General features: G+C 69.6%; 13 protein-coding genes and 2 pseudogenes. 6 read left to right on the top strand and 9 right to left on the bottom strand.

Features of this window, described 5'->3' with window-relative positions; all coding sequences use genetic code 11:
• Positions 1-147 precede the first annotated feature (147 nt).
• Positions 148-1,509 carry a hypothetical protein gene (locus tag OG884_RS35045; RefSeq protein WP_326640025.1) on the bottom strand — a complete coding sequence of 454 codons (1,362 nt, stop codon included), beginning with the start codon at positions 1,507-1,509 and terminating at the stop codon, positions 148-150.
• A 168-nt stretch (positions 1,510-1,677) separates the two neighbouring features.
• Between OG884_RS35045 and OG884_RS35040 the strand changes: the two genes are divergently transcribed.
• Together OG884_RS35040 and OG884_RS35035 are read left to right on the top strand one after the other, a co-directional pair.
• The gene (locus OG884_RS35040; RefSeq protein WP_326640024.1) at positions 1,678-2,343 is read left to right on the top strand and encodes a glycosyltransferase family 2 protein; all 666 of its coding nucleotides are present in this window, start codon (positions 1,678-1,680) and stop codon (positions 2,341-2,343) included.
• Positions 2,340-3,209 carry a TIGR04282 family arsenosugar biosynthesis glycosyltransferase gene (locus OG884_RS35035; RefSeq protein WP_326640022.1) on the top strand — a complete coding sequence of 290 codons (870 nt, stop codon included), beginning with the start codon at positions 2,340-2,342 and terminating at the stop codon, positions 3,207-3,209. The genes OG884_RS35040 and OG884_RS35035 overlap by 4 nt, the downstream gene beginning before the upstream one ends.
• 416 nt (positions 3,210-3,625) lie before the next feature.
• Here the strand turns inward: OG884_RS35035 and OG884_RS35030 are convergent.
• The 7 genes and pseudogenes from OG884_RS35030 to ltrA (OG884_RS35000) form a co-directional block, all read right to left on the bottom strand.
• Positions 3,626-4,939 (bottom strand): annotated as a pseudogene (locus tag OG884_RS35030) (transposase).
• 243 nt (positions 4,940-5,182) lie between these two features.
• Entirely contained in the window at positions 5,183-6,688 is a 1,506-nt protein-coding gene (locus tag OG884_RS35025) for a DUF4158 domain-containing protein (protein ID WP_326640020.1), read from the bottom strand.
• A gap of 165 nt (positions 6,689-6,853) precedes the next feature.
• The gene (locus OG884_RS35020) at positions 6,854-8,296 is read right to left on the bottom strand and encodes a hypothetical protein (RefSeq protein ID WP_326640018.1); all 1,443 of its coding nucleotides are present in this window, start codon (positions 8,294-8,296) and stop codon (positions 6,854-6,856) included.
• Entirely contained in the window at positions 8,289-10,490 is a 2,202-nt protein-coding gene (locus tag OG884_RS35015) for an NAD(P)/FAD-dependent oxidoreductase (protein WP_326640016.1), read from the bottom strand. Before OG884_RS35015 ends, OG884_RS35020 begins: the two co-directional genes overlap by 8 nt.
• Entirely contained in the window at positions 10,487-11,692 is a 1,206-nt protein-coding gene (locus tag OG884_RS35010; protein WP_326640014.1) for a molybdopterin-dependent oxidoreductase, read from the bottom strand. Before OG884_RS35010 ends, OG884_RS35015 begins: the two co-directional genes overlap by 4 nt.
• Entirely contained in the window at positions 11,671-12,240 is a 570-nt protein-coding gene (locus OG884_RS35005; protein WP_326640013.1) for a methyltransferase domain-containing protein, read from the bottom strand. The genes OG884_RS35010 and OG884_RS35005 overlap by 22 nt, the downstream gene beginning before the upstream one ends.
• Before the next feature lie 270 nt (positions 12,241-12,510).
• Positions 12,511-13,701, bottom strand: coding sequence for a group II intron reverse transcriptase/maturase (ltrA, locus tag OG884_RS35000; protein ID WP_326646953.1), 1,191 nt, complete (start codon positions 13,699-13,701; stop codon positions 12,511-12,513).
• A gap of 859 nt (positions 13,702-14,560) precedes the next feature.
• Here ltrA (OG884_RS35000) and OG884_RS37760 point away from each other — a divergent pair.
• The 3 genes and pseudogenes from OG884_RS37760 to ltrA (OG884_RS34990) all read left to right on the top strand — a co-directional run.
• A pseudogene (locus tag OG884_RS37760) lies at positions 14,561-14,767 on the top strand (helix-turn-helix domain-containing protein); the annotation flags it as partial.
• 34 nt (positions 14,768-14,801) lie between these two features.
• Entirely contained in the window at positions 14,802-15,392 is a 591-nt protein-coding gene (locus OG884_RS34995; RefSeq protein WP_326640012.1) for an IS630 family transposase, read from the top strand.
• A gap of 595 nt (positions 15,393-15,987) precedes the next feature.
• A complete protein-coding gene (ltrA, locus tag OG884_RS34990) occupies positions 15,988-17,367 on the top strand; it encodes a group II intron reverse transcriptase/maturase (RefSeq protein ID WP_326636118.1) in 1,380 nt (459 codons plus the stop codon).
• On the opposite strand, the gene OG884_RS34985 is transcribed toward ltrA (OG884_RS34990), so the two are convergent.
• Entirely contained in the window at positions 17,282-17,824 is a 543-nt protein-coding gene (locus OG884_RS34985; RefSeq protein WP_326640010.1) for a PRC-barrel domain-containing protein, read from the bottom strand. The two genes, ltrA (OG884_RS34990) and OG884_RS34985, sit on opposite strands and share 86 nt — an antisense overlap.
• A 325-nt stretch (positions 17,825-18,149) precedes the next feature.
• On the opposite strand from OG884_RS34985, the gene OG884_RS34980 reads away from it, so the two are divergent.
• Positions 18,150-18,638 (top strand): flavodoxin family protein, encoded by a 489-nt coding sequence (locus OG884_RS34980; protein WP_326640008.1) that lies wholly within the window; start codon positions 18,150-18,152, stop codon positions 18,636-18,638.
• Positions 18,639-18,647 lie beyond the last annotated feature (9 nt).

Raw genomic sequence — 18,647 nt, 5'->3', positions numbered from 1 at the left:
GCGGTGAAGTCGATCGCGGGTAGGTCGGGGTCGAAGACATCGCGTATGCCGGGTCCATGTTCCGACCCTGGGTGGTCATGACCCGTCCCGGGCGCTTGCGAGCTCACCGGGCCGTCACGGCGGGTACCGGCACGCGAGTCCGGTGGATCACCACGGGGAGATGACGAGGCCCTGCAGCAGGAGTCCGGTCAGGACCTGGACGGCGAGCCACCGGCGGCCCGGTGCCCCCTGTGACTTCGGCGATTCCTGCGACCTCGGCGACCTCGGCGACCAGGCGGCGGCCAGGACGATCCAGGTGGCGTAGGGAACCCAGATGCGCTCGACCTCTCCCCTGGTCACCCCGCTGACGTCGAGCGCGAGCACGGCCACGAGCGCCGCCGCGACCAGGGCGCGCACGCCACCGGGCGTCATCCGCGCCAGGCCCGCGGCGGTCGCCGGGCCGGCCAGCAGGGCCAGTACGGCCAGATTGGCGATCAGGAAGTAGAGGTAGGGCCGGGCCGCGCCGGGGTCGGCGGCCCACTCCGCGTGGGTGGCGAGCACTCCCGACGGCCACAGGAAGCCGCCCGCGGCGAAGACCGCCGTGACCGCCGCCGCCCCCGCCAGGCAGGCGACCGCGGTCGCGCGGGAGATCCGCGCGACGGCGGCGGCGACCACCGGGATCAGCAGGTAGGGCACGAGGCCGTAGCTGAGGTACGGCAGGGCCCCCAGCAGCACTCCCGCCGCCACCCCCGGGAGAACGCGAGCCCCGCCCCGGGCGCTCCCGGACACCAGCAGTGCCACCCCCCAGGCGCCCACACCCGCGAAGAGGGCGTCCATGCTCGTGGCGATCCAGACCGCGACTGGGCTCAGGGCGAGATACGGCAGCACGCGCCGGGCCGTTTCCTCTCCCGCGAGCCGTCGTACGGTGAGCACTACGGCCACGACCGCCGAGCAGCCGACCACCACGACCAGCACCGCCGCCCAGAACGGGCCGGGCAGCCCCACCCTGGCCAGGGCCCACAGCACCAGCACGGGCAGCGGCGGGTGCCCCCGCACATGGGTGGGATAGCTGGGAAGCCGCTCGGTGAAGGAGGCCAGCCAGCCCAGCGGGTCGTCCCCGACGGCGGGCAGCACGGCCAGGTACTCGTACCGGCTGGTGAACGGGTGGGCCAGTCCCTCGCCGGAGACGGCCAGCAGCACCGTCCAGGCCAGGGTGGTGCCGTACGCGACGAGCAGGGCCGCGCCGAAGCGAAGCCGTGCGGTCAGGGCGGGCAGCACGGCGACCGCGAGGACGCCGAGGAGCAGGGGCGGCAGAAGCGAGACCGACGGCGTGCGGAAGTGCCCGTGCAGGGGCGGCAGGTGGTCGATGGGCAGCATGCCCAGCGCGTGCAGGACGGCCCCGGCGGCGAACGCCGCGACGACGAGCGAGGCCCAGACCGCGAGCGCCGGCCCGCTCCGGCGGCCACCGGGAACGGCACCCGCCCACGCCGCACGCAGGCCCCTGACCCCCCGCCGGAAGTGTTTGATCACCCTCCTACATTAGGGATGAGCTGGTATTTTCCCGCGACACGTCACCACTCCGTAAGGGTTGACAAGCCCTGCCGACCTTAGCGTCTCAAGCGATGAGCTGGTATTTTCCCGCGACACGTCACCACTCCGTAAGGGTTGACAAGCCCTGCCGACCTTAGCGTCTCAAGCATGGAGATCGATGTGGTGCTCCCGTGCCTGGACGAGGAGACGGCCCTGCCGTGGGTGCTGGAACGCATGCCGGACGGTTACCGGCCGATCGTGGTGGACAACGGTTCCACGGACGGATCGGCGCATGTCGCGGCCGAGCTGGGGGCGCTGGTGGTGAGCGAGCCCCGGCGCGGGTTCGGCGCCGCCTGCCACGCGGGACTGCTCGCCTCGACCGGCGAGGTGGTGTGCTTCATGGACGCCGACGCGTCTCTGGACCCGGGCCAGCTCCCCCGGGTGACCGGGCCGGTCGTCTCGGGTCACGCCGACCTGATGCTCGGCAGGCGGGTCCCCGTGCCGGGAGCGGCCTGGCCGCTGCACGCGCGGCTGGGCAACGCCTTCCTCGGCCGGCGGCTGGCCAGCCGTACCGGCACGAGGCTGCGCGACATCGGCCCGATGCGTGCCTGCCGCCGCGCGGACCTCCTGGCCCTGAACCTGGCCGACCGGCGCTTCGGCTACCCGCTGGAGATGGTGCTGCGGGCGGCCGACCGGGGCTGGCGGATCGCCGAGACCGGGGTGGACTACCTGCCCCGCGCCGGACGGTCCAAGGTCACCGGCACCGTACGCGGCACGCTGCGCGCGGTCGGCGACATGCGCAAGGTCCTGGGCGAACCGGGCGGTACACGATGACCGGCGACCCGAGCGCGTCGCGGCGGGGCGCACACGCTCGTGACGACCGGAACGCGGCACAGCAGACCGTACCCGCCCGCGACGGCGGGCGGCGTGACGCGGCCCGCGCGGGGAAGGACGGCCGGGCGGGTAGGGAGCGGGCCGGTCACGAGTGTGACGGTCAGATCGTCGTCATCGCCAAGGAACCGGTGGCCGGGCGGGTCAAGACCAGACTCACCCCGCCGTTCAGCCCCGAGGAGGCCGCGCTTCTGGCCACCGCAGCGCTGGCCGACACCCTGGGCACGGTGGCCCGCGCCCCGGCGCGCCACCGGGTGCTGGCGCTGCGCGGCGGCACCGGCCCCTGGCTGCCGCCGGGCTTCGCCGTCCTGCCGCAGCGGGGCATCGGGCTGGACCAGCGGCTCACCGCCGCCTTCGAGGACGCCTACCGGGCTCATCCGCTGCCCGTGGTCCTGATCGGCATGGACACCCCGCAGGTCACCCCGGCGCTCCTGGCCGGCGCGCTGGCCGCGCTGGCCACCCGCGACGCCGTGTTCGGCCCCGCCGCCGACGGCGGGTTCTGGCTGCTCGGCCTGCGCCGGCCCGACCCCGCGCTCCTGCTCGGTGTGCCGATGTCGCAGCCCACGACGGGCGCCGCCCAGCTGTCGCGGCTGCGCGCGGCGGGTCTGTCGGTGGGGATGCTGCCCCTGTTGCGGGACGTGGACACCGCGGGCGACGCCGCGGCGGTGGCGGCCGAGGCGCCCTCGTCCCGCTTCGCCGCCGCTCTCGCCGCGCTCGGGACGGGAGCGACCCGAGGAACCCGGCCCGCGCCCGGCCGTACGTCGGAGGAGGGGGTCCCGGTAGTAATGAAGAAATTTCCAACGAAGTAGCCTCTGACCTGCTGCGACCCCGGACCCCTATGACTAAGGTCTCGATCCGCTTATGGTGTGAGCCGTGAGCGACGATCCTCAGTTCGGGTACGGCGCAGGGGGCAGGAAAACAAGCGTCAAAAGGGCAAGGCGCAGGTCAGAGGCGCTGTAAGTGTCCGAAGGGCAACCCGGATGGGGCTGGCCAAGGTACGCCGGAAATCCGCCGTGGGGTGTGGCTGACCGGCGACCGGTCAAGGGCACTCGCGGCAGCCGATCGGCTTACCGGATCCGACGGCGAGCGGCCGGGTCGCGGCTGGCCACGTGGTCGGCGACGGCGTCGACGCCGGGGCGGGCGTAGCGCTCCAGGGAGCGGACCGAGGCGTGCCGGGAGCGGGCGAGCAGGGTCGGGGTGTTGGTGCCGTCTTCGGCCTCGTGGGTCAGCGCGCTGTGGCGTAGCCGGTGCAGGGACCAGCCGCTGCACTTAGTTGCGCGGGCCGCAGCGGCCGCCAGCCGCTGGTGTCGAGCTTAGCCAGTTCCGCCTCGACGTCGACGTTGATGACGCCGAAGAAGTTGATGTTGTCGCTGTGGCCGGGCGAGATATGCGACAAAATCCCATCCGGCACCTCTCGGCCCTGGGAGCGCAGCTCCAGCACCGCTCTGGAATAATATTCCGTTGTCCAGGCGACCACCGAGTTGGTCAGCAGGGTCAAGCACCACGCCTGCTCGGTCTGCTGCTCCAGATGCGGGCGAGTGATCGTGCCCTGCTGGGCGTAATGCAGGTCCCGGCGCAGAGCGTGCAGGCTCTCGCCCTTGTTCAGCTGGCGGGAGATCTTCCTTCTGAAGGCCGGGTCTGAGAGGTATTTGGCCAGGTGGACGGTCCTGCGTAGCATGCCCCACTCCTTCAGCGCGGCCGCCAGGGTGTTCTGCCGGGAGGCGGCCGACCACTTGCCGACGATCAGCGAGGCGGTGGCCTGGCCGTACTTCAACGAGCCGGCCATCCGCAGCAGGTCCGGCCAGCAGTCGGCCACCAGATCCTCATTTCAGCACGCGCCCAGCAGCGGCCCGGCGTGCGGGTAGCGCTTGGCGATCTCGGTCGGGGTGTCGTCACGGACCAGGGTGACCCGGGTCAGGTCCCGCATCCGCGGGGTGAGCGCTTTGCCGACCAGGTCGAACAACGCGAAGTTGATCAATGTGGCTCCGTGACTGTCGGTCGCGTGCTCGACGATCGGCAGATCGGTGGCATTGCCCAGGAAGTCGTCCAGGACGAAGTGCGCCTCCCGCGCCGTCGGCACGATGATCTTCGTGCCGTAGGTGGACCACTGATCCGAGACGTGGGTGTAGGTCGAAAGCACCTGCCCGCCGTGAATCACCATCGTGCGGGCGCTCAGGCTCTTGCCCCGCACAGGGAACCGCTGACCGTCGGAGGAGCTCATGGTGCCGCCGCCGAACACCTTGGCCAGCTCCAGCTGGTAGTGGTGGTCGACGATGACCGTGTTGGCCTCGCGCAGCGTCTCCTCCCGGATGTACCACTCCATCGTCCAGGCCAGCACGTCATAGGACACCCCGCAGGCCTCCGACATGCGCGCCAGGCCCAGGTTGGTGGCCATCGCGATGAGCACGGCCAAGATATTGCGCTTGGTCTCGGCCGACGTGCTCAGCTTGCGCCCACCCGCGTGGGTGAAACAGTCCAGGAAATGCGTGCGAGCGTCCAGCTCGATCAGCAGCGAGGCGATCGGCGCGAACGGCAGCATCGCGGCCAGCTCCTCCTTCAGCGCCTTGGCCTCGGCCGGGGCGTCCTCGGCCGACAGCGGCGCCACCACCAGGTGGGCCTCCTCATCGAGGCGGACCGTCCCGGTCTCATCCGATGCGGCGCCGGCCAGCGTCTGCTCCAGCTCCGCCAGCGCCGCGTGCAGTTCCTCCTTGCCCTGCTCCAGCGCCTGGGCCGCGTTCGACGCCTTGCCCACCAGACGGCAGTACTCGCCCTGCCGGGGCGCTCACTGCTCGGGCGTGTACAGGTAGGTGGCAGGGTCGGCGTAGCGGCGCGAACCCGGCACGAACACATCCCCGCTGCGCAACCCGTCCCGCAGACACAAGATCACACACAGTTCCCAGAAGTGGCGGTAGGCGGTGTCCTCCCCAGACCTGCGGGCCTTGGCCAGGTAGTCGGCGTACCGGGCCGGCACGAACGCGGTCGGCGCCCTCGCGGGCACCTTACGGCCGCCGAGCCGGTTCATCTCCTTCAAGATGGCCACCGCCTCCATCAGCTCGCCCGTGCCCGGCCCGCCCTGAAAATCGATCGCGGCCAGCACGTTCGGGGTGAACTGACGCAGGTAGGTGTAGGAGGACTCCAGCTCCGACAGCCGCCCGTGGTCCCGGGGCAGCGGCTTCCACACATCAGAGATGATCTCCCGCAGCCTCTGCATGCCGATCCGCTCACGTAGCAGGCCACCGACCTCGTCGTCGGCAACCAACGGGTCGGCCAGCACCGGAAGGATCTCCTCCATCAGCAGTTGTTGGACCTCGCCCCGCTTGGCCCGCTCGATGAGCGCCTCGTCGGTCTTGGATTTGGCCCGCGACTCCCGCGCTGAGACCGCCTGGTCGAACAGGGCCACCACCTCATCGAGCTGGTCGACCGCGGCCTGGGCCACGAACGCCAGCAGGATCGGGGACTTACGCTCCTTGCGCCGCTCCAGCCCCTGGTTGGTCGAGCGGCGTGCGACCTGGGCCAGGAACCGGCGGCGCTCGTTCGGCAATACCGACACATCCATCTGGTGGGCGTCGATCGCGCGCAGCCAGGCCAACTTGTCGATCGCGCTCTTCACCGACGTCGCCGAGGCGTCCCGGGCCGGGGTGACCAGCCACTCCAGCCGGGTCATCCCCAGCCCCGCATCCACCACCAGCATCCGCTCCAGGTCGGCGCGGACCTCCTGCGTCAGCAGGTGCCCTACCAGCTGCGAGGTCAGATCGGCGGCGCCCTTGCGGGCCGTGCCGACCATCTTGGCCAAGACCAGGGCGCCGGGCCGGATCACTTTGGCCGCCATCAGATACTCGCGCGCCAGGTTGAACAGCAGCGTCGGCGAGTCGTGTTCCATCGCCCGATCCAGCAGGAACTGCTCCAGCTCCTTCATCGCCTGGCCCTCTGCGGGAGCGCTCTTCCACTCCAGGTACCTGGCGACCTGCGCCAGGTGGTCCGAGCGGGTCTGGGCCCGGTGCCCGTACAGTCGCAGCGCCGCCGGTGGTACGCCCAGCCGCTGCGCGACCCGGGCCACGGCCGCCGGCGGCGCCGAGGCCACATCGTCGGGCACGAATCCCAGCCACGGCAGCGTACACAGCTGGACCAGCATGCCCAGCTGATCCACCGAGCGCCGCCCACGACCGGGGTCGACGAACGCCACGTCAGCCGACGTCGGCGTGAAATATCGGATCAACTCATCGCTGCTGATCTCCGGGAACGAACGCAGTTGCTCCAACTGCTCCTCGGAGAACATCTTCTCGGACAACGCACCACCCCACCTGCCGTACCGGACAAAACCGGAACGAACGTAGCGGCAGTGATCACCAACCGCCACAGGCGGTCAAACACCTCCGTTATCACAGGTCAGAGGCTACTTCGTTGGAAATTTCTTCATTACTACCGGGACCCCAGGAGCGGCTGGCGCGACAGGTCAGTTCGTGATCAGAATGGGCAGGGTCAGGGCGATGAGCAGGACCAGGGTCCAGAGCGCGGGGGCCGAGCCGAGGGTCTGCTCGCGCAGGGCGGTCCTGCGTTCGGCGTCGGCCTGGCCGCGGGTGAGCCACCACGGGCTGGCCCGCTGTTCCAGCCGCTGGTAGAGAGCGCCGAGGACAGCGCCGTAGGCCAGGTGACCGATCAGGACGGGGAAGGCCCCGGCCAGGTCGGCAGCGGTCCACCGCGCGGGCCCGCCCAGCAGGACCGGCGTCAGGGTGAGGGCGCCGAGGATCCACCACAGGAAGCCGTAGGAGACGCCCCAGCCGAGCCCGGACGTCAGGTCGAAACTCCTGCCGCGAAAGAAGGTCGCGTAGGAGACGCCGACGGCCATGGCGATCACCAGGTGGGCCAGGAGGCCGGGCATGGCGGTGGTGGCGCCCACCAGGCGGGCCACGGTGGGCAGCAGGCCGCTCGGGAACAGCACCAGGGCGAAGACCAGGCCGCCGGCCAGGCCGGACACGGCTCCGTACCCGGCGGCGCGCAACCTGCCGGGACCGAACGTCTGCGGGCGCAGCCGCCGGACGTCCTCCTCCAGCAGAACGCGCGCGAGGCCGCCGAGCCAGACGAAGAGGGCGGCGGTCCCGGCCCCCAGGAGCAGGTGGGCGGGCAACTGGGGCACCGCGTCCCGCACGCCGGTGAGGGACCACTTCAGCGTCCCGTCCGAGATCAGGGAGGGGATCGTCAGGGCCACGAGGATCCACCAGGCGAAGCCGTAGGCCATGCCGCGGATCAGCGCGGGGCCGGTGCCTTCCGGCCGGTCGCCGAAGAGCAGCGGGTATCCGGCTCCGAGGAGAAGGCCGGTGGCCGGCAGGCCGTAGGGCACCGCTTCGGCCATGACGCGCAGGCCGACGACCAGTACCAGGGCGGTGAGGGCCCCCGCCGCAAGGCCCCGGACCACGCTCGCGACCCGCGGCCGCCGGGCCCCGGGCGCCTTCGAGCGTCTCAGGAACGCGAACGCCGCCGCGGTGACCGTGCCGTACACAAGGTGGCCGATGAGGCTCGGCAGCAGGTTCTGGCCGCTGGCCAGATCCCAGGTGACCGGCTTGCCGAGCAGGATCGGCAGCAGGGTGAGCGGGCCGAGGAACCACCACAGGGCCCCGTAGACCAGGCCCCAGAACAGCAGTTCGCTGGCGTGGGTCCGCTGCCGCACGACGAGGATCCCGAAGCCCGCTCCGATGATCGCCGCGAACAGCATGTGCACGGTGAAGGCCACCGGGATCGAGTCGGTCCTGACGATGGCGGCGACCGTGGGCAGGAAGCCGATCAGCGCCATGACGACGCCGAAGACCAGCCCACCGGCCAGTCCGGCCACGGCTCCGGGCAGCACCCCGGACGGGGTGCCTCGGCCGCTCCGCGTCAGCTCGCCGGTCGGCTCACTCATGGTCTCCTCCGGGAAGGGAAGGTGCGGGCCCCTCGGGCCTCCCGGGCTCCCCGCCGCTCCCGGGTTCACCGGAGCCGGCGGGAGGTGCGGGTGTCGTGCCTAGGCGGGAGGGAGGCGGGGAGGGGGTGAGGGTGATGTCGCGGGGGAAGGCCAGGTCGATCAACCAGTCGGCCAGGACGCGCACCTTCCGCTCCCCTCCGGGAAGCTTGGCCAGGTAGATCGCCCGCCACATGATCCAGGCGAGCAGCCCTGACAGCCGGTGGCCGCGGATCTCGGCCACAGCGGTTCGGTGACCCAGCGCCACCAGGATGCCGAGACCCCGGAAGCGGAACTCCGCGGGCGGGCGGCCACGGAGTACGGCGGCGATGTTGTCCGCGGCCGTCCGCCCTTCGCGCAGCGCGTGTTGCGCGGTCGGAGGGCAGGGCAGGCCGTCGGTGCCTGGGATGCGCGCGCAGTCGCCGATCGCCCACAGGCCGTCGATCCCGGTGACCCGCAGGAACGGGTCCGCGACGACGGACCCGCCGCGGCCGTGTTCGGCGGGCAGCGCCCCGGCGAGAGGGTGCGGGCGGTTGCCCGCCGTCCAGGCGAGCGTGCAGGTGGGGATCGTCTGCCCGTCGCTCAGCCGTACCGCACCGGGGCTCGCCTCGGCGACCCGGGTCTTCAGATGGAACTCGATCCCCCTGCCGCGCAACTTCTCCAGCGCGTACGCGCCGAGTTCGGCGGAGAGTTCCGGCAGGATGCCCTCACCGGCGTGCACGAGGACGAAACGCGGTTCGCGGTCGCGGATGTTCGGATACTGGTGGAGCACCCCGTGCACGAGGTCGAACAGCTCGGCGATCAGCTCCGTCCCGGCGAAGCCGCCGCCGGCGACGACGATGGTCAGCAGTTGCGCGCGTCGCACCGGGTCGGGTTCGAGGTCGGCGTCCTCCAGCGCGCCCAGCACGTGGTTGCGCAGGCGGGTAGCGTCGCCGATCGTCTTCAACGCGAAGGCGTGCTCGGCCAGGCCGGGCAGGTCGAAGTAGTGCGGCACGGAGCCGACGGCCAGGACCAGATGCTCGTAGGGCACCGCCGCCATGCCCTCCTCCCCGGTCGTCACGTGCACGACGCGGCGTACCGTGTCGATCGCGTCCACGTGCCCGTGCAGGAACGCCGTGTGTGACAGGGCGGCGCGCACCGGGGCGCTGACGTGCCGGGGCTCCAGCGCGCTGGAGGCCACACCGGCCAGCATCGGCGTGAAGAGCAGGGCGTTGGTGTCACTGATCAGGGTGACCTCGGCATGCAGCCCCCGGGCGGCATGGCGGTCCAGCCTCCGCGCCGTGCTCACCCCGCCGAAGCCGCCGCCGACGATGACGACCCGGGGCGGCGCGACCGGCGCGGCGGGCGCGGATCGCGTCGCCGCCAGGCGGTGGGCGGTGAGTGCTCCGTACAGCAGTGCCCCGGTGATCCCGCCCAGGAGGACGTTCCCGACCAGGACGTGGAAGGACCGGTCTCCGGAAGTGATCGTCCAGGTGGGGATCTCGCCCGCGAGGAGAGGCCGCAGCGTCAGGTGCCACACCACCCAGTCGAGCAGGCCGACGAGTATGCCGCAGGAGAAGGCCGTGGCCAGGTCCCGTGCCCGCTCCCCGGCGACGGCTCCCAGCACGGCGCCGAGGATCACCGCGTGGACGACGAAGGACGCCCAGCCGGCGGGGCCCACCATGCCCTGGTAGGCCATGAGGGAGCCGATGATCAGGCCGCCCGCGAGCCCCGCGACCGCGCCCAGCAATACCCGGGTCCTTTCCCTCGGCCGGGTGCGCAGGCGGGACACGACCATCGCGCAGGCGGCGGCGAGCGCGATCACGGCCAGGACGGCGGCCAGGTTGCGGCCGTAGTCCAGGGGCAGCAGCGAGGGGTTGTCGGCCCTCCTGCCGATGCCGAGGACCGCGGGAAGGGCCACCAGGCAGAGGATTCCCGCGGTGACCAGTGCGGCGCGCACCGGTGACAGGAAGGGCTCGCGCAGCCAGGCGGTGGCCGCGCCGGCCAGCAGGACCAGCGGCACGATGAGCGCGTCGTGGGCCACGATCAGGCCGCCGAACCACAGTGCCCAGCCGAGCGGATCGGTCCGGTCGGCCTCCAGCAGCAGGCCGGTGAATCCCATGATGATCAAAGCGGCGCCCACGCCGTACGCGGACCGGCGGCGGATCCTCCCGTTCATGACACCACCACCCTGGTGACCCACTTGGTCTGCAGGACTCCCGGCCGGTTGGGCGCGATCAGCCGGAGCGGGTAGCCGTGGTCGGGGTCCAGGGGGCTGCCGTCGATCCGCAGGGCCAGCAGGGTGAGCGGGTCGTTCCAGTGCGGCGCCCGCACCTCACTGGAGTTGTAGGCGCCGGACCGTTCGAGCGACTCGACCACCAGGACGGCCTCCGGTGCGACGCCGGCGCGCTCGGCGAGGTCGCGCAGCCGCACCCCGCCCCACTCGGCCTCGGCGCTCCACCCCTCCACGCACGAGATCGGCAGCCGGGCGGTGTGCTGCGGCATCGCCGCCAGCTCGGCGAGGGTCAGTGACAGTTCGGCGCGCACCGCCCCCGTCATCGCGAGCCGGAAGTCCGGGCGGCGGATCGTCTCGGTCACCCCGGCCGCGACCGCCGTCCTGTTCACCGGGACGCCCTGCGGGCCCGCCTGCGGGGCCCGCGGCGCCAGAACCGCCAGCTTCGACAGCGGCGCGAACGTCTCGCCGACGGTGACCATGACGGTGAGCCCGCAGGCGGCGGCGACCGTGCCCAGGAAACGGCGCCGCGACCGGGTCACCTCCGGTGCCTCGACGCGCTCGCGGGTCCACAGGTTCGCGCGGACCTTCGCCCATTCGTTGACCACGTGGATGAGAAGGGCGCCGTAGAGCACATACGACGTCCAGTAGTGCGCCGCGGGGAAGGAGAACGGCCACAGGTAGGCGTAGGAGATGTTCAGCAGGCCGGTGACGAGCTGGAACAGCGCGCCACCGACGAGTAGGAGCACCAGCCCCCGCTCCACGGCGTGCGAGAGGGACCGGAAGGGCGGCCATTGCCACAGCCTGGGGTAGACGCTCCACAGCTTGGCCAGGAGCAGCGGGATCGTGGCCAGCCCGCCGATGACGTGCACCCCCTGCGTGACCCGGTACAGGTTGACCGGCCGCGAGGGCCACAGCATCCACGGCGGCGGATGCTGCATGAAGTGGCTGATCAGGCCCGTCACCAGGGCGACGGTGAAGCTGATGCCGAGCCATATGCCGAGCTGGGCGGCCACACGCTCGGAGTGCAGGGGGCTGGTGAAGCGCCCGGGCAGGCTCCGGACGAGCGCGGTGGCCGCCTCGACGGGCCTCCTTCTCGCGGGAGGGTCGTTCGTGACGGGGTCGTTCATGACAGGGTCACGAACCATCGCCCGGCCTCCTTCCAGCGCTCGGCGCCGGGGAATCCACAGCGCCGGGCGAGCGCGCCGATGTCGTCGGCGGAGACGGTCGCCCAGGCGAACCAGTCCTCCGCCCGCTCGTCCTGGCGCAGCCGTACGCGTTCCACCGTGCTGCGCGACCCCGGTGGGGAGAGCTCGGCGATCACCGCACCGCCTGGCCTGAGCAGCTCCCGCAGGCGCCGCAACAGGGCCTCCGGGTCACCGCCGATGCCGATGTTGCCGTCAGCCAGCAGCGCCTCGGACCACCGGCCGGTACCGGGAAGGGGGTCGAAGACGCTGCCGCGCAGGGCCAGGCCGCCGGCGCGCCGTGTCAGGCTGACGGCCAGCGGGGTGACGTCGATGCCCAGGACGGGAACGCCCATCCGGGTGAGCGCCACGGTCAGCCTCCCGGGCCCCGAACCGACATCGAGGGTGGGCCCGCCGCATCGGGCCAGGATGTGCTCATCGCCCTCGATCGGTCGCAGCCAGCGTTCGGAGACGAGCGGCCGGACGCGGCCGTCGGCATACTCGATGTGCACGCTTCCTCCTCGCAGGGAATCCTCATAGAAGGCGCCGATCACGCGACTTTCCCGCCCCCACAGAAAACACTGGAAAAATCATTGAGGCGTACGGTATTTCCCCCGAATAATGCATTCTCGGAATGCGATTCCAATGAATCGTTAAGGCGACTTTCGGCGATCATTGGTAGTCAGGGGCGCGGTGCCCGAAGGCCCGGTTCCCCATCCCCCTTTCAATTCCGTACGTGCGGTTTTCCCGCATACGGCTTACCGATGATCTTCTTGACATGGTTACGCTGCCTTCGGATAGCGGACGGTCCCGCGTAGGCGGAGCAGGCCGTGCCCTTCAAACCACTCACGAGTCCATGCCTGGTGTTGACCCGCCCGCAGATTGCGACCCCGCTTCTTGATCATCAAGCGGCACAGCATCCACACCACGTAGTCATCCACCTGGCCGAACTTTCTGGCGGCGTTCCCGGTGCGAAAGTAGTTACCCCAGCCGCGCAGGACCGGATTGAGATCCGCGATGATCACCCGGATATCCGTTCCCGACCGGCGGCGGCCCGTCCGTACCCGGACCTTCTCGCGCAAGCGGCTCATCGCCTGCGCCGAGGGCCAGCGATGCAGGTAGTAGCGGACCATGCCGTACTTCTCCCACATCCGGCCCGAAAAACGAGCCCGGAAATGACAGCCCAGGAAGTCAAAGCCTTCCCGGCCTTCCCTGAGGTCAACAACCTTCGACTTGCCGTGATGCAGCCTCAACCCCAGCGAAGTGAGGACCTCCTCCACCACCACGAGCGCGGCGTGGGACTGGGCAGCCGACCGGCAGCAGACAACACCGTCATCCGCGTACCGCACCAGCACCCCCACCCCTCGCCTACTCAGCTCGATATCGAGAAGGTGCAGGTAGATATTGGACAACAGAGGCGAAATCACTCCACCCTGAGGCGTGCCCGCGACCGACCGCGTGACTTCCCCATCCGCCATCACCCCCGCCTGAAGCCACAAGCGGATCAACTTGAGAACCCGGCGATCCGACACCCGCCGCCCCACCTCGGCAAGCAACCGACCATGGTCGATCTCCCCGAAGAAGTTGGCGATGTCAAACTCGGCGACATGAGTGTGGCCTTCGATGAACCGTTTACGGATCATCTCCTTGGCCTGCAACGCCGACCGTTTCGGCCGAAACCCGTAGGAGACCTCCAAGAAGTCCGCCTCGAAAATGGGCTCCAGCACGAGCTTGGCCGCCGCCTGCGCCACCCGGTCACGAATCGTCGGAATCCCCAAGGGCCGCTTGCCACCTGAGGATTTAGCAATGTCCACTCGCCTGGCCGGCGCGGGACGGTACACACCTGCCCGGAGATCGTCTTGGAGTCCGGCAAGCATCCGCCCGACCCCGTACTCCTCCACATGCGCCAGGGTGATCCGATCCACCCCAGCCGCTCCCCGGTTACTCCGGACTCGCTCCCACGCCTCCCACAGGACGTCACCCCGGTGGATACGGTCATACAGGGCGTGGAAGCGCCGCTCCTCAGACTGCTTGGCCGCAGCCCATAGCCCGCGTTGAAGTTTTCGCACTTTGACGATGGACGCTCGCCCATCGGGGTGGTTGGACCGGGTCACCCCGGCCATGCCCTCGCGCTTACCCTCGCCACGGACGTGATCAAAGTGGGGGCCCTTCCCTCCCGGCGCGTTATGTTGCACGCCGATCAGCGGTACTACGGCCCCCTCGGACTCCCGCTGCCCTCCGGACGACTTCACCATCGGCTTATACGCCCGGTCTCGTGCCCGACGAAAGGCGTGGTCAGACGGGTCTCTCCTGTTCCGGCCCAGACCATGCACACGTGCCATCCTCCATACCCCGGGAGAACCTGGCAGACCGACCCTGGAACAAGGCCCACCGGACATGGCCTTCGCCGTGACATGAGCGGCTCGGCTTCTCCATTGTGAATCTGACGAGGCTGCAAGGTTCGCTTTACGCTACGGCCCGCGTGCTTGCTCCCTCCAAAGAGGCTCTTGACGCCCCGCTCAGCCCGCCATGTCTCCACAACGAACCGGGGCCTGCTACCGGGCGCTCCAGTGCTTACCCGGACGGGACTTCCACCCGCAGGCCTGGACCAGCTTCCAGGACGCAACATGGTCTGACGTTACCGCGACAGGACGCCGCAAACTCTTACAAACCCATGACGGACCTTCTTCTCCCCGCTGTGCGCGCACGCACCGAAAGCGCCACGAAGATCTTTCTTCATGGCGCGAAAAACATGTACTGAGCCGATCATAAGTTTTGGTACGTGCTGGGTGGCGGTGGGAGATCGATTTCCGGCGAGCACATGCTGGGGGTATGGCCAGAAAAGGTCGCAGAGCGACGTTCGAGGAGAAGGTCTTCGCCCTCCGGTTGCTGGAGCAGGGCATGTCACCCGATCGGGTGGCCGACGCGCTGGGCGTGGGCCGCGAGTCGGTGTTCCGGTGGAAACGCCAGGCGCGGGCGGGCGGCCTCGAGGCGCTGCGGATCAAGAAGGCGCCGGGCCGGCCGCGGCGGCTGACGCCCGGCCAAGAGCAGACCGTCAAGGCGGTGGTGCGTGATGTCACCCCCCCGTCAGGTGCTGGGCACGGCTGTGGCACTGTGGACCAGGGCACTGGTGGCGATGGTGATCGCGGCCTGGTTCGGCATCGGTCTGTCGGTGGCGGCGGCCGGGAGGTTGCTGCGCGAGCTGGGCCTGTCGCCGCAGCGCCCGGTCTATCGGGCGTGGCGGCGTGATGCGGTGGCCGTCACCGGGTGGACGACGGTGGTCTTTCCCGAGATCCGCCGACAGGCGCGCAGGCGGGGGGCGGTGGTGCTGTTCGCCGACGAGATGAGCATGCGTGTCGATCACCGGGCCGGTACCACCTGGGGGGTGGTCGGGCGGACCCCTGTGGTGCGCGCCGGGGCGGAGCACCGGTCGGTGAAGATGTTCTCGGCGGTCGGAGCCGACGGCACGCTGCGCTACCGGCTGAGGCACGGGTCGATGGACCGGTGGGCGTTCCTGGGGTTCTGCGCGCACCTGCTGCGGACCGTCACCGGGCCGATCCTCCTGATCGTCGACGGCTCCTCGATCCACACCGCCCGGGCGGTCGGTGATTTCGTCGCGCGTACCGGCGGCCGGTTGCGCCTGTTCTTCCTGCCTGCTTACTGAGCCGATCATGTGCGCCCAGTAGAACTGGAGGTGAAGCCGTGACATAGCGGCTGATCTGCATGTTCGTAAGCTCGTCGTCGCTTGCCGGTGAAAGTCCGGTCCGGGTAGCTGCCAGGAGGCCCGGTAGCAGGCTGGCGGCTTCGTCTGGAAACGGGCGGGGTCGAAGCCCAGCGTCAAAAGCCCTTAAGGGGGAGCGACGATGCGGTCCGTAGCATGACGCGAAGCCTGCGGCGTCGTTACTCAGCCGTCTTCGGACGGGACAAGGGAGAGCCGAGCCCCTCGTGATCGGGGTGAAGGCCATGGAAGCGGCGAAGAGCCTGGAAATTGCAGCCGCGAAGAACTCCCCGGCGTATGGGGCGCGGAACGTATCGATAGTGACGGCGGGAACTGGGGAGGCCCTCCCCGGCCCGGTGACCTGCGGAAGGTGTTACCGGAGCGTGGCGTCCTATAACCGGTCAACGCCGGGAAGTGGATTGCTGGCCGGGTGGGCGTCGGAGGCGGCCGTAGTACTGCTTGAGCCGACCGGACAACATAACCGGCGGTGAGGGAAGGGCCGCTACTTCGTCGATGCATATTGAGGTGGAGGAGGGGCTCGGTGAGTGCCGTTTTGGCTATTCCCGCCGCCGTGGGGCCGCGTGTTCCGCGTGATCCGGTCCGCGCCTTGCAGCATGTGCTCTACCGGGCGGCCAAGGCCGATCCCGGACGTCGGTTCCACGCGCTCATGGACAAGGTCTATCGCAGAGACGTTCTGGAGCGCGGGTGGGTCATGGTGCGCAGCAACAACGGCGCACCGGGCATCGACGCGACCACGCTGGCCGACATCGAGGAGTACGGGATCGTCCGGCTTCTTGAGGAGTTGGCCGCGGAACTTCGGCAGGGCCGGTATCGGCCATTGCCCGCGCGCCGGGTGATGATCCCCAAGCCTGGGCTGAAGGACGAGTACCGGCCGTTGTCGATTCCCGCTGTTCGGGATCGGATCGTGCAGGCCGCTGTGAAGATCGTGTTCGAACCGGTCTTCGAGGCGGACATGGCTGATTGCTCATTCGGGTTTCGCCCGAAGCGCTCAGCACACGATGCTCTGCAAGTGCTCATTGAGGAGCAGGCGCGGGGCCGCCGGTGGGTGGTCGAGACGGACATCGCCAACTGCTTTTCGGCGATTCCGCACGATGAGTTGATGCGTGCGATCGAGGAACGCGTCTGCGATCAGTCGCTCCTGAAGCTCCTGCGGGTGATTCTGCGCGCCGGGGTGATGGAGGACGGACAGATCCGGCGAGAGGTCACCGGCACGCCACAAGGCGGCGTGGTTTCACCCGTCCTCTGTAACGTCTACCTGCACCGATTGGATCGGGCGTGGGACGAGGCGGACGGCGTGCTGGCCCGCTATGCCGACGACGCGATCGTGATGTGCTGGTCCCGCGGTCAAGCCGAGCGGGCCCTGGCCCGCCTGACGGAGCTGCTGGCGGCACTCGGTTTGGAGCCGAAGGCCGCCAAGACCCGCATCGTGCACCTGGAGGTCGGTGGGGAAGGCCTGGACTTCCTGGGCTTTCACCACCGGCTGGTGCGCTCACGCGGGTTCAACGGGAAACGGCCGTTCGTTTTCCTCGCTCGCTGGCCCTCAGACAGGGCGATGCAACACGCCCGCGACCGGATCCGTGACCTCACGGACGGCCGCAGGCTGCTGCTTCGCACCGAAGCGATCACCAAGGAGGTCAACCTGTTCCTGCGGGGATGGGCTGGCTATTTCCGGTACGGGCATTCTGCCCGGCGCTTTAGCAAGATCAGAGAGTTCGCCTGGATGCGCCTGGCGCTGTTCCTCAGCCGAAAACACCGGCGCAGCCGGAGCTACGGCCGGGGCGTGCTGAAACGCTCGCTCAGCGATCTCGGCTTGATCAGCCTGTATGGAATCGTCGTCGCGCCCAGGGCGGGCAAGCCCTGGCGGGAAAGGCCGAATGCCGGCGGTGAACGACGTCGGTGAGCCGTGTGCGGGAGAACCGCATGCACGGATCGAGGTGGCGGGGGTTGGAAACGGAGCGAAGAACCTGGTCACGGCCACTGGGGTGGCACACCCGTCCGGGAAACCGACGGAAGGAAGGCCCCAGGCCCTCCCGCCAGGAGAAGCCACCGCGCCAGCCCCCGACCCTACAAGTTTTGGTACATGCTGGGTGGCGGTGAGAGATCGAGTTCGGACGGGCGCATGCGTAGATTTTGCGCTCCTGCGGGTCGATCTTGGTTATGGTGCCGGCCGGCAGCACGACCTTCTTGCCGAAGACCCAGAAACCGGTGTCGACGACGAGGTAGCTGTCGCCGACGGCGTTGCTGTCCTCGTCCACCGAGCCGATCTTGCCGTCGGTGGCTTCCACGTCGAACCCGGCCAGGTCCAGGACCTGCTCGCCGCGGACCTCGGGGCGGTAGTTCCACAGGTTCTCGGTCACGGCGTTTCTCCTCGTCAGCGAAGGTAGGAAACCCACAGCTCTACCCCTGGCGCTTTCGGTAAACAGGTCGCGGAGACCTGCCCGCGAACTTCGTTGATCTTGTTCGGGAGACGACGGCGACCTCAAACAAGATCATTGCTGTGCAGTGTGGCGCGCGGTGTTGACCGCCGGGTGAAAGTTCGCGATCAGGGCAATGATCCACCGGCATGTTCGAAGGGGTGCGCTTCGGAAAGGTGTCCAGACAGTGATCGTGATGGCTGGGGCATGTCGGCGAATCTGTCCGCCGTGCTCGCGTCATCGGTACGTCGAGTCGAGGAGATGGTCCATGCGGGCGCTGGTGCTGAACTGCACGTTGAAGGCCTCACCCGAGCCGTCCAACACCGAACGGCCGGCCCAGGTGGTGATCGACGCGCTGGGAGTACAGGTCATGGCGTTGCGGCCGGCCGACCTGGACATCCCGCCCGGCGTGGTCACCGACCTGGGCGACGGCGTCGACCAGTGGCCCGTAGTGCACGCGAGGCTGCTCGAATCACAGATCCTCGTCGTGGTCACCCCCACCTGGGTCGGGCGGCCGTCCTCGCTGGCGCAGCGGATGCTGGAGCGGATGGACGCGATGATCTCCGAGACCGACGAGGCGGGGCGGCCGGTGGCCTACAACCGGGTCGCCGGAGTGCTGGTCACCGGCAACGAGGACGGCGCCCCCCACGTCATCTCCGAGATCGCCGACGGGCTCGGCGACATCGGCTACACCGTCCCAGGCCAGGTCTGGACGCGGCGTTGCGGGCAGCCGACGGCCGCCCAGATGACCCAGTGATCCGTTAAC

Origin of the sequence: Streptosporangium sp. NBC_01755 (assembly GCF_035917995.1) — a bacterium.
GTDB lineage: Bacteria > Actinomycetota > Actinomycetes > Streptosporangiales > Streptosporangiaceae > Streptosporangium.
This window is presented reverse-complemented; position numbering and strand designations above follow the sequence as displayed.

Bases quoted from the DNA above. Each gene is read 5' to 3' on its own strand.
- OG884_RS35035 (WP_326640022.1), top strand. From the start codon at position 2,340: ATGACCGGCGACCCGAGCGCGTCGCGGCGGGGCGCACACGCTCGTGAC.
- OG884_RS35020 (WP_326640018.1), bottom strand. From the start codon at position 8,296: ATGAGTGAGCCGACCGGCGAGCTGACGCGGAGCGGCCGAGGCACCCCG.
- OG884_RS35015 (WP_326640016.1), bottom strand. From the start codon at position 10,490: ATGAACGGGAGGATCCGCCGCCGGTCCGCGTACGGCGTGGGCGCCGCT.
- OG884_RS35040 (WP_326640024.1), top strand. From the start codon at position 1,678: ATGGAGATCGATGTGGTGCTCCCGTGCCTGGACGAGGAGACGGCCCTG.
- OG884_RS34995 (WP_326640012.1), top strand. From the start codon at position 14,802: ATGTCACCCCCCCGTCAGGTGCTGGGCACGGCTGTGGCACTGTGGACC.
- OG884_RS35010 (WP_326640014.1), bottom strand. From the start codon at position 11,692: ATGGTTCGTGACCCTGTCATGAACGACCCCGTCACGAACGACCCTCCC.
- OG884_RS34980 (WP_326640008.1), top strand. From the start codon at position 18,150: ATGCGGGCGCTGGTGCTGAACTGCACGTTGAAGGCCTCACCCGAGCCG.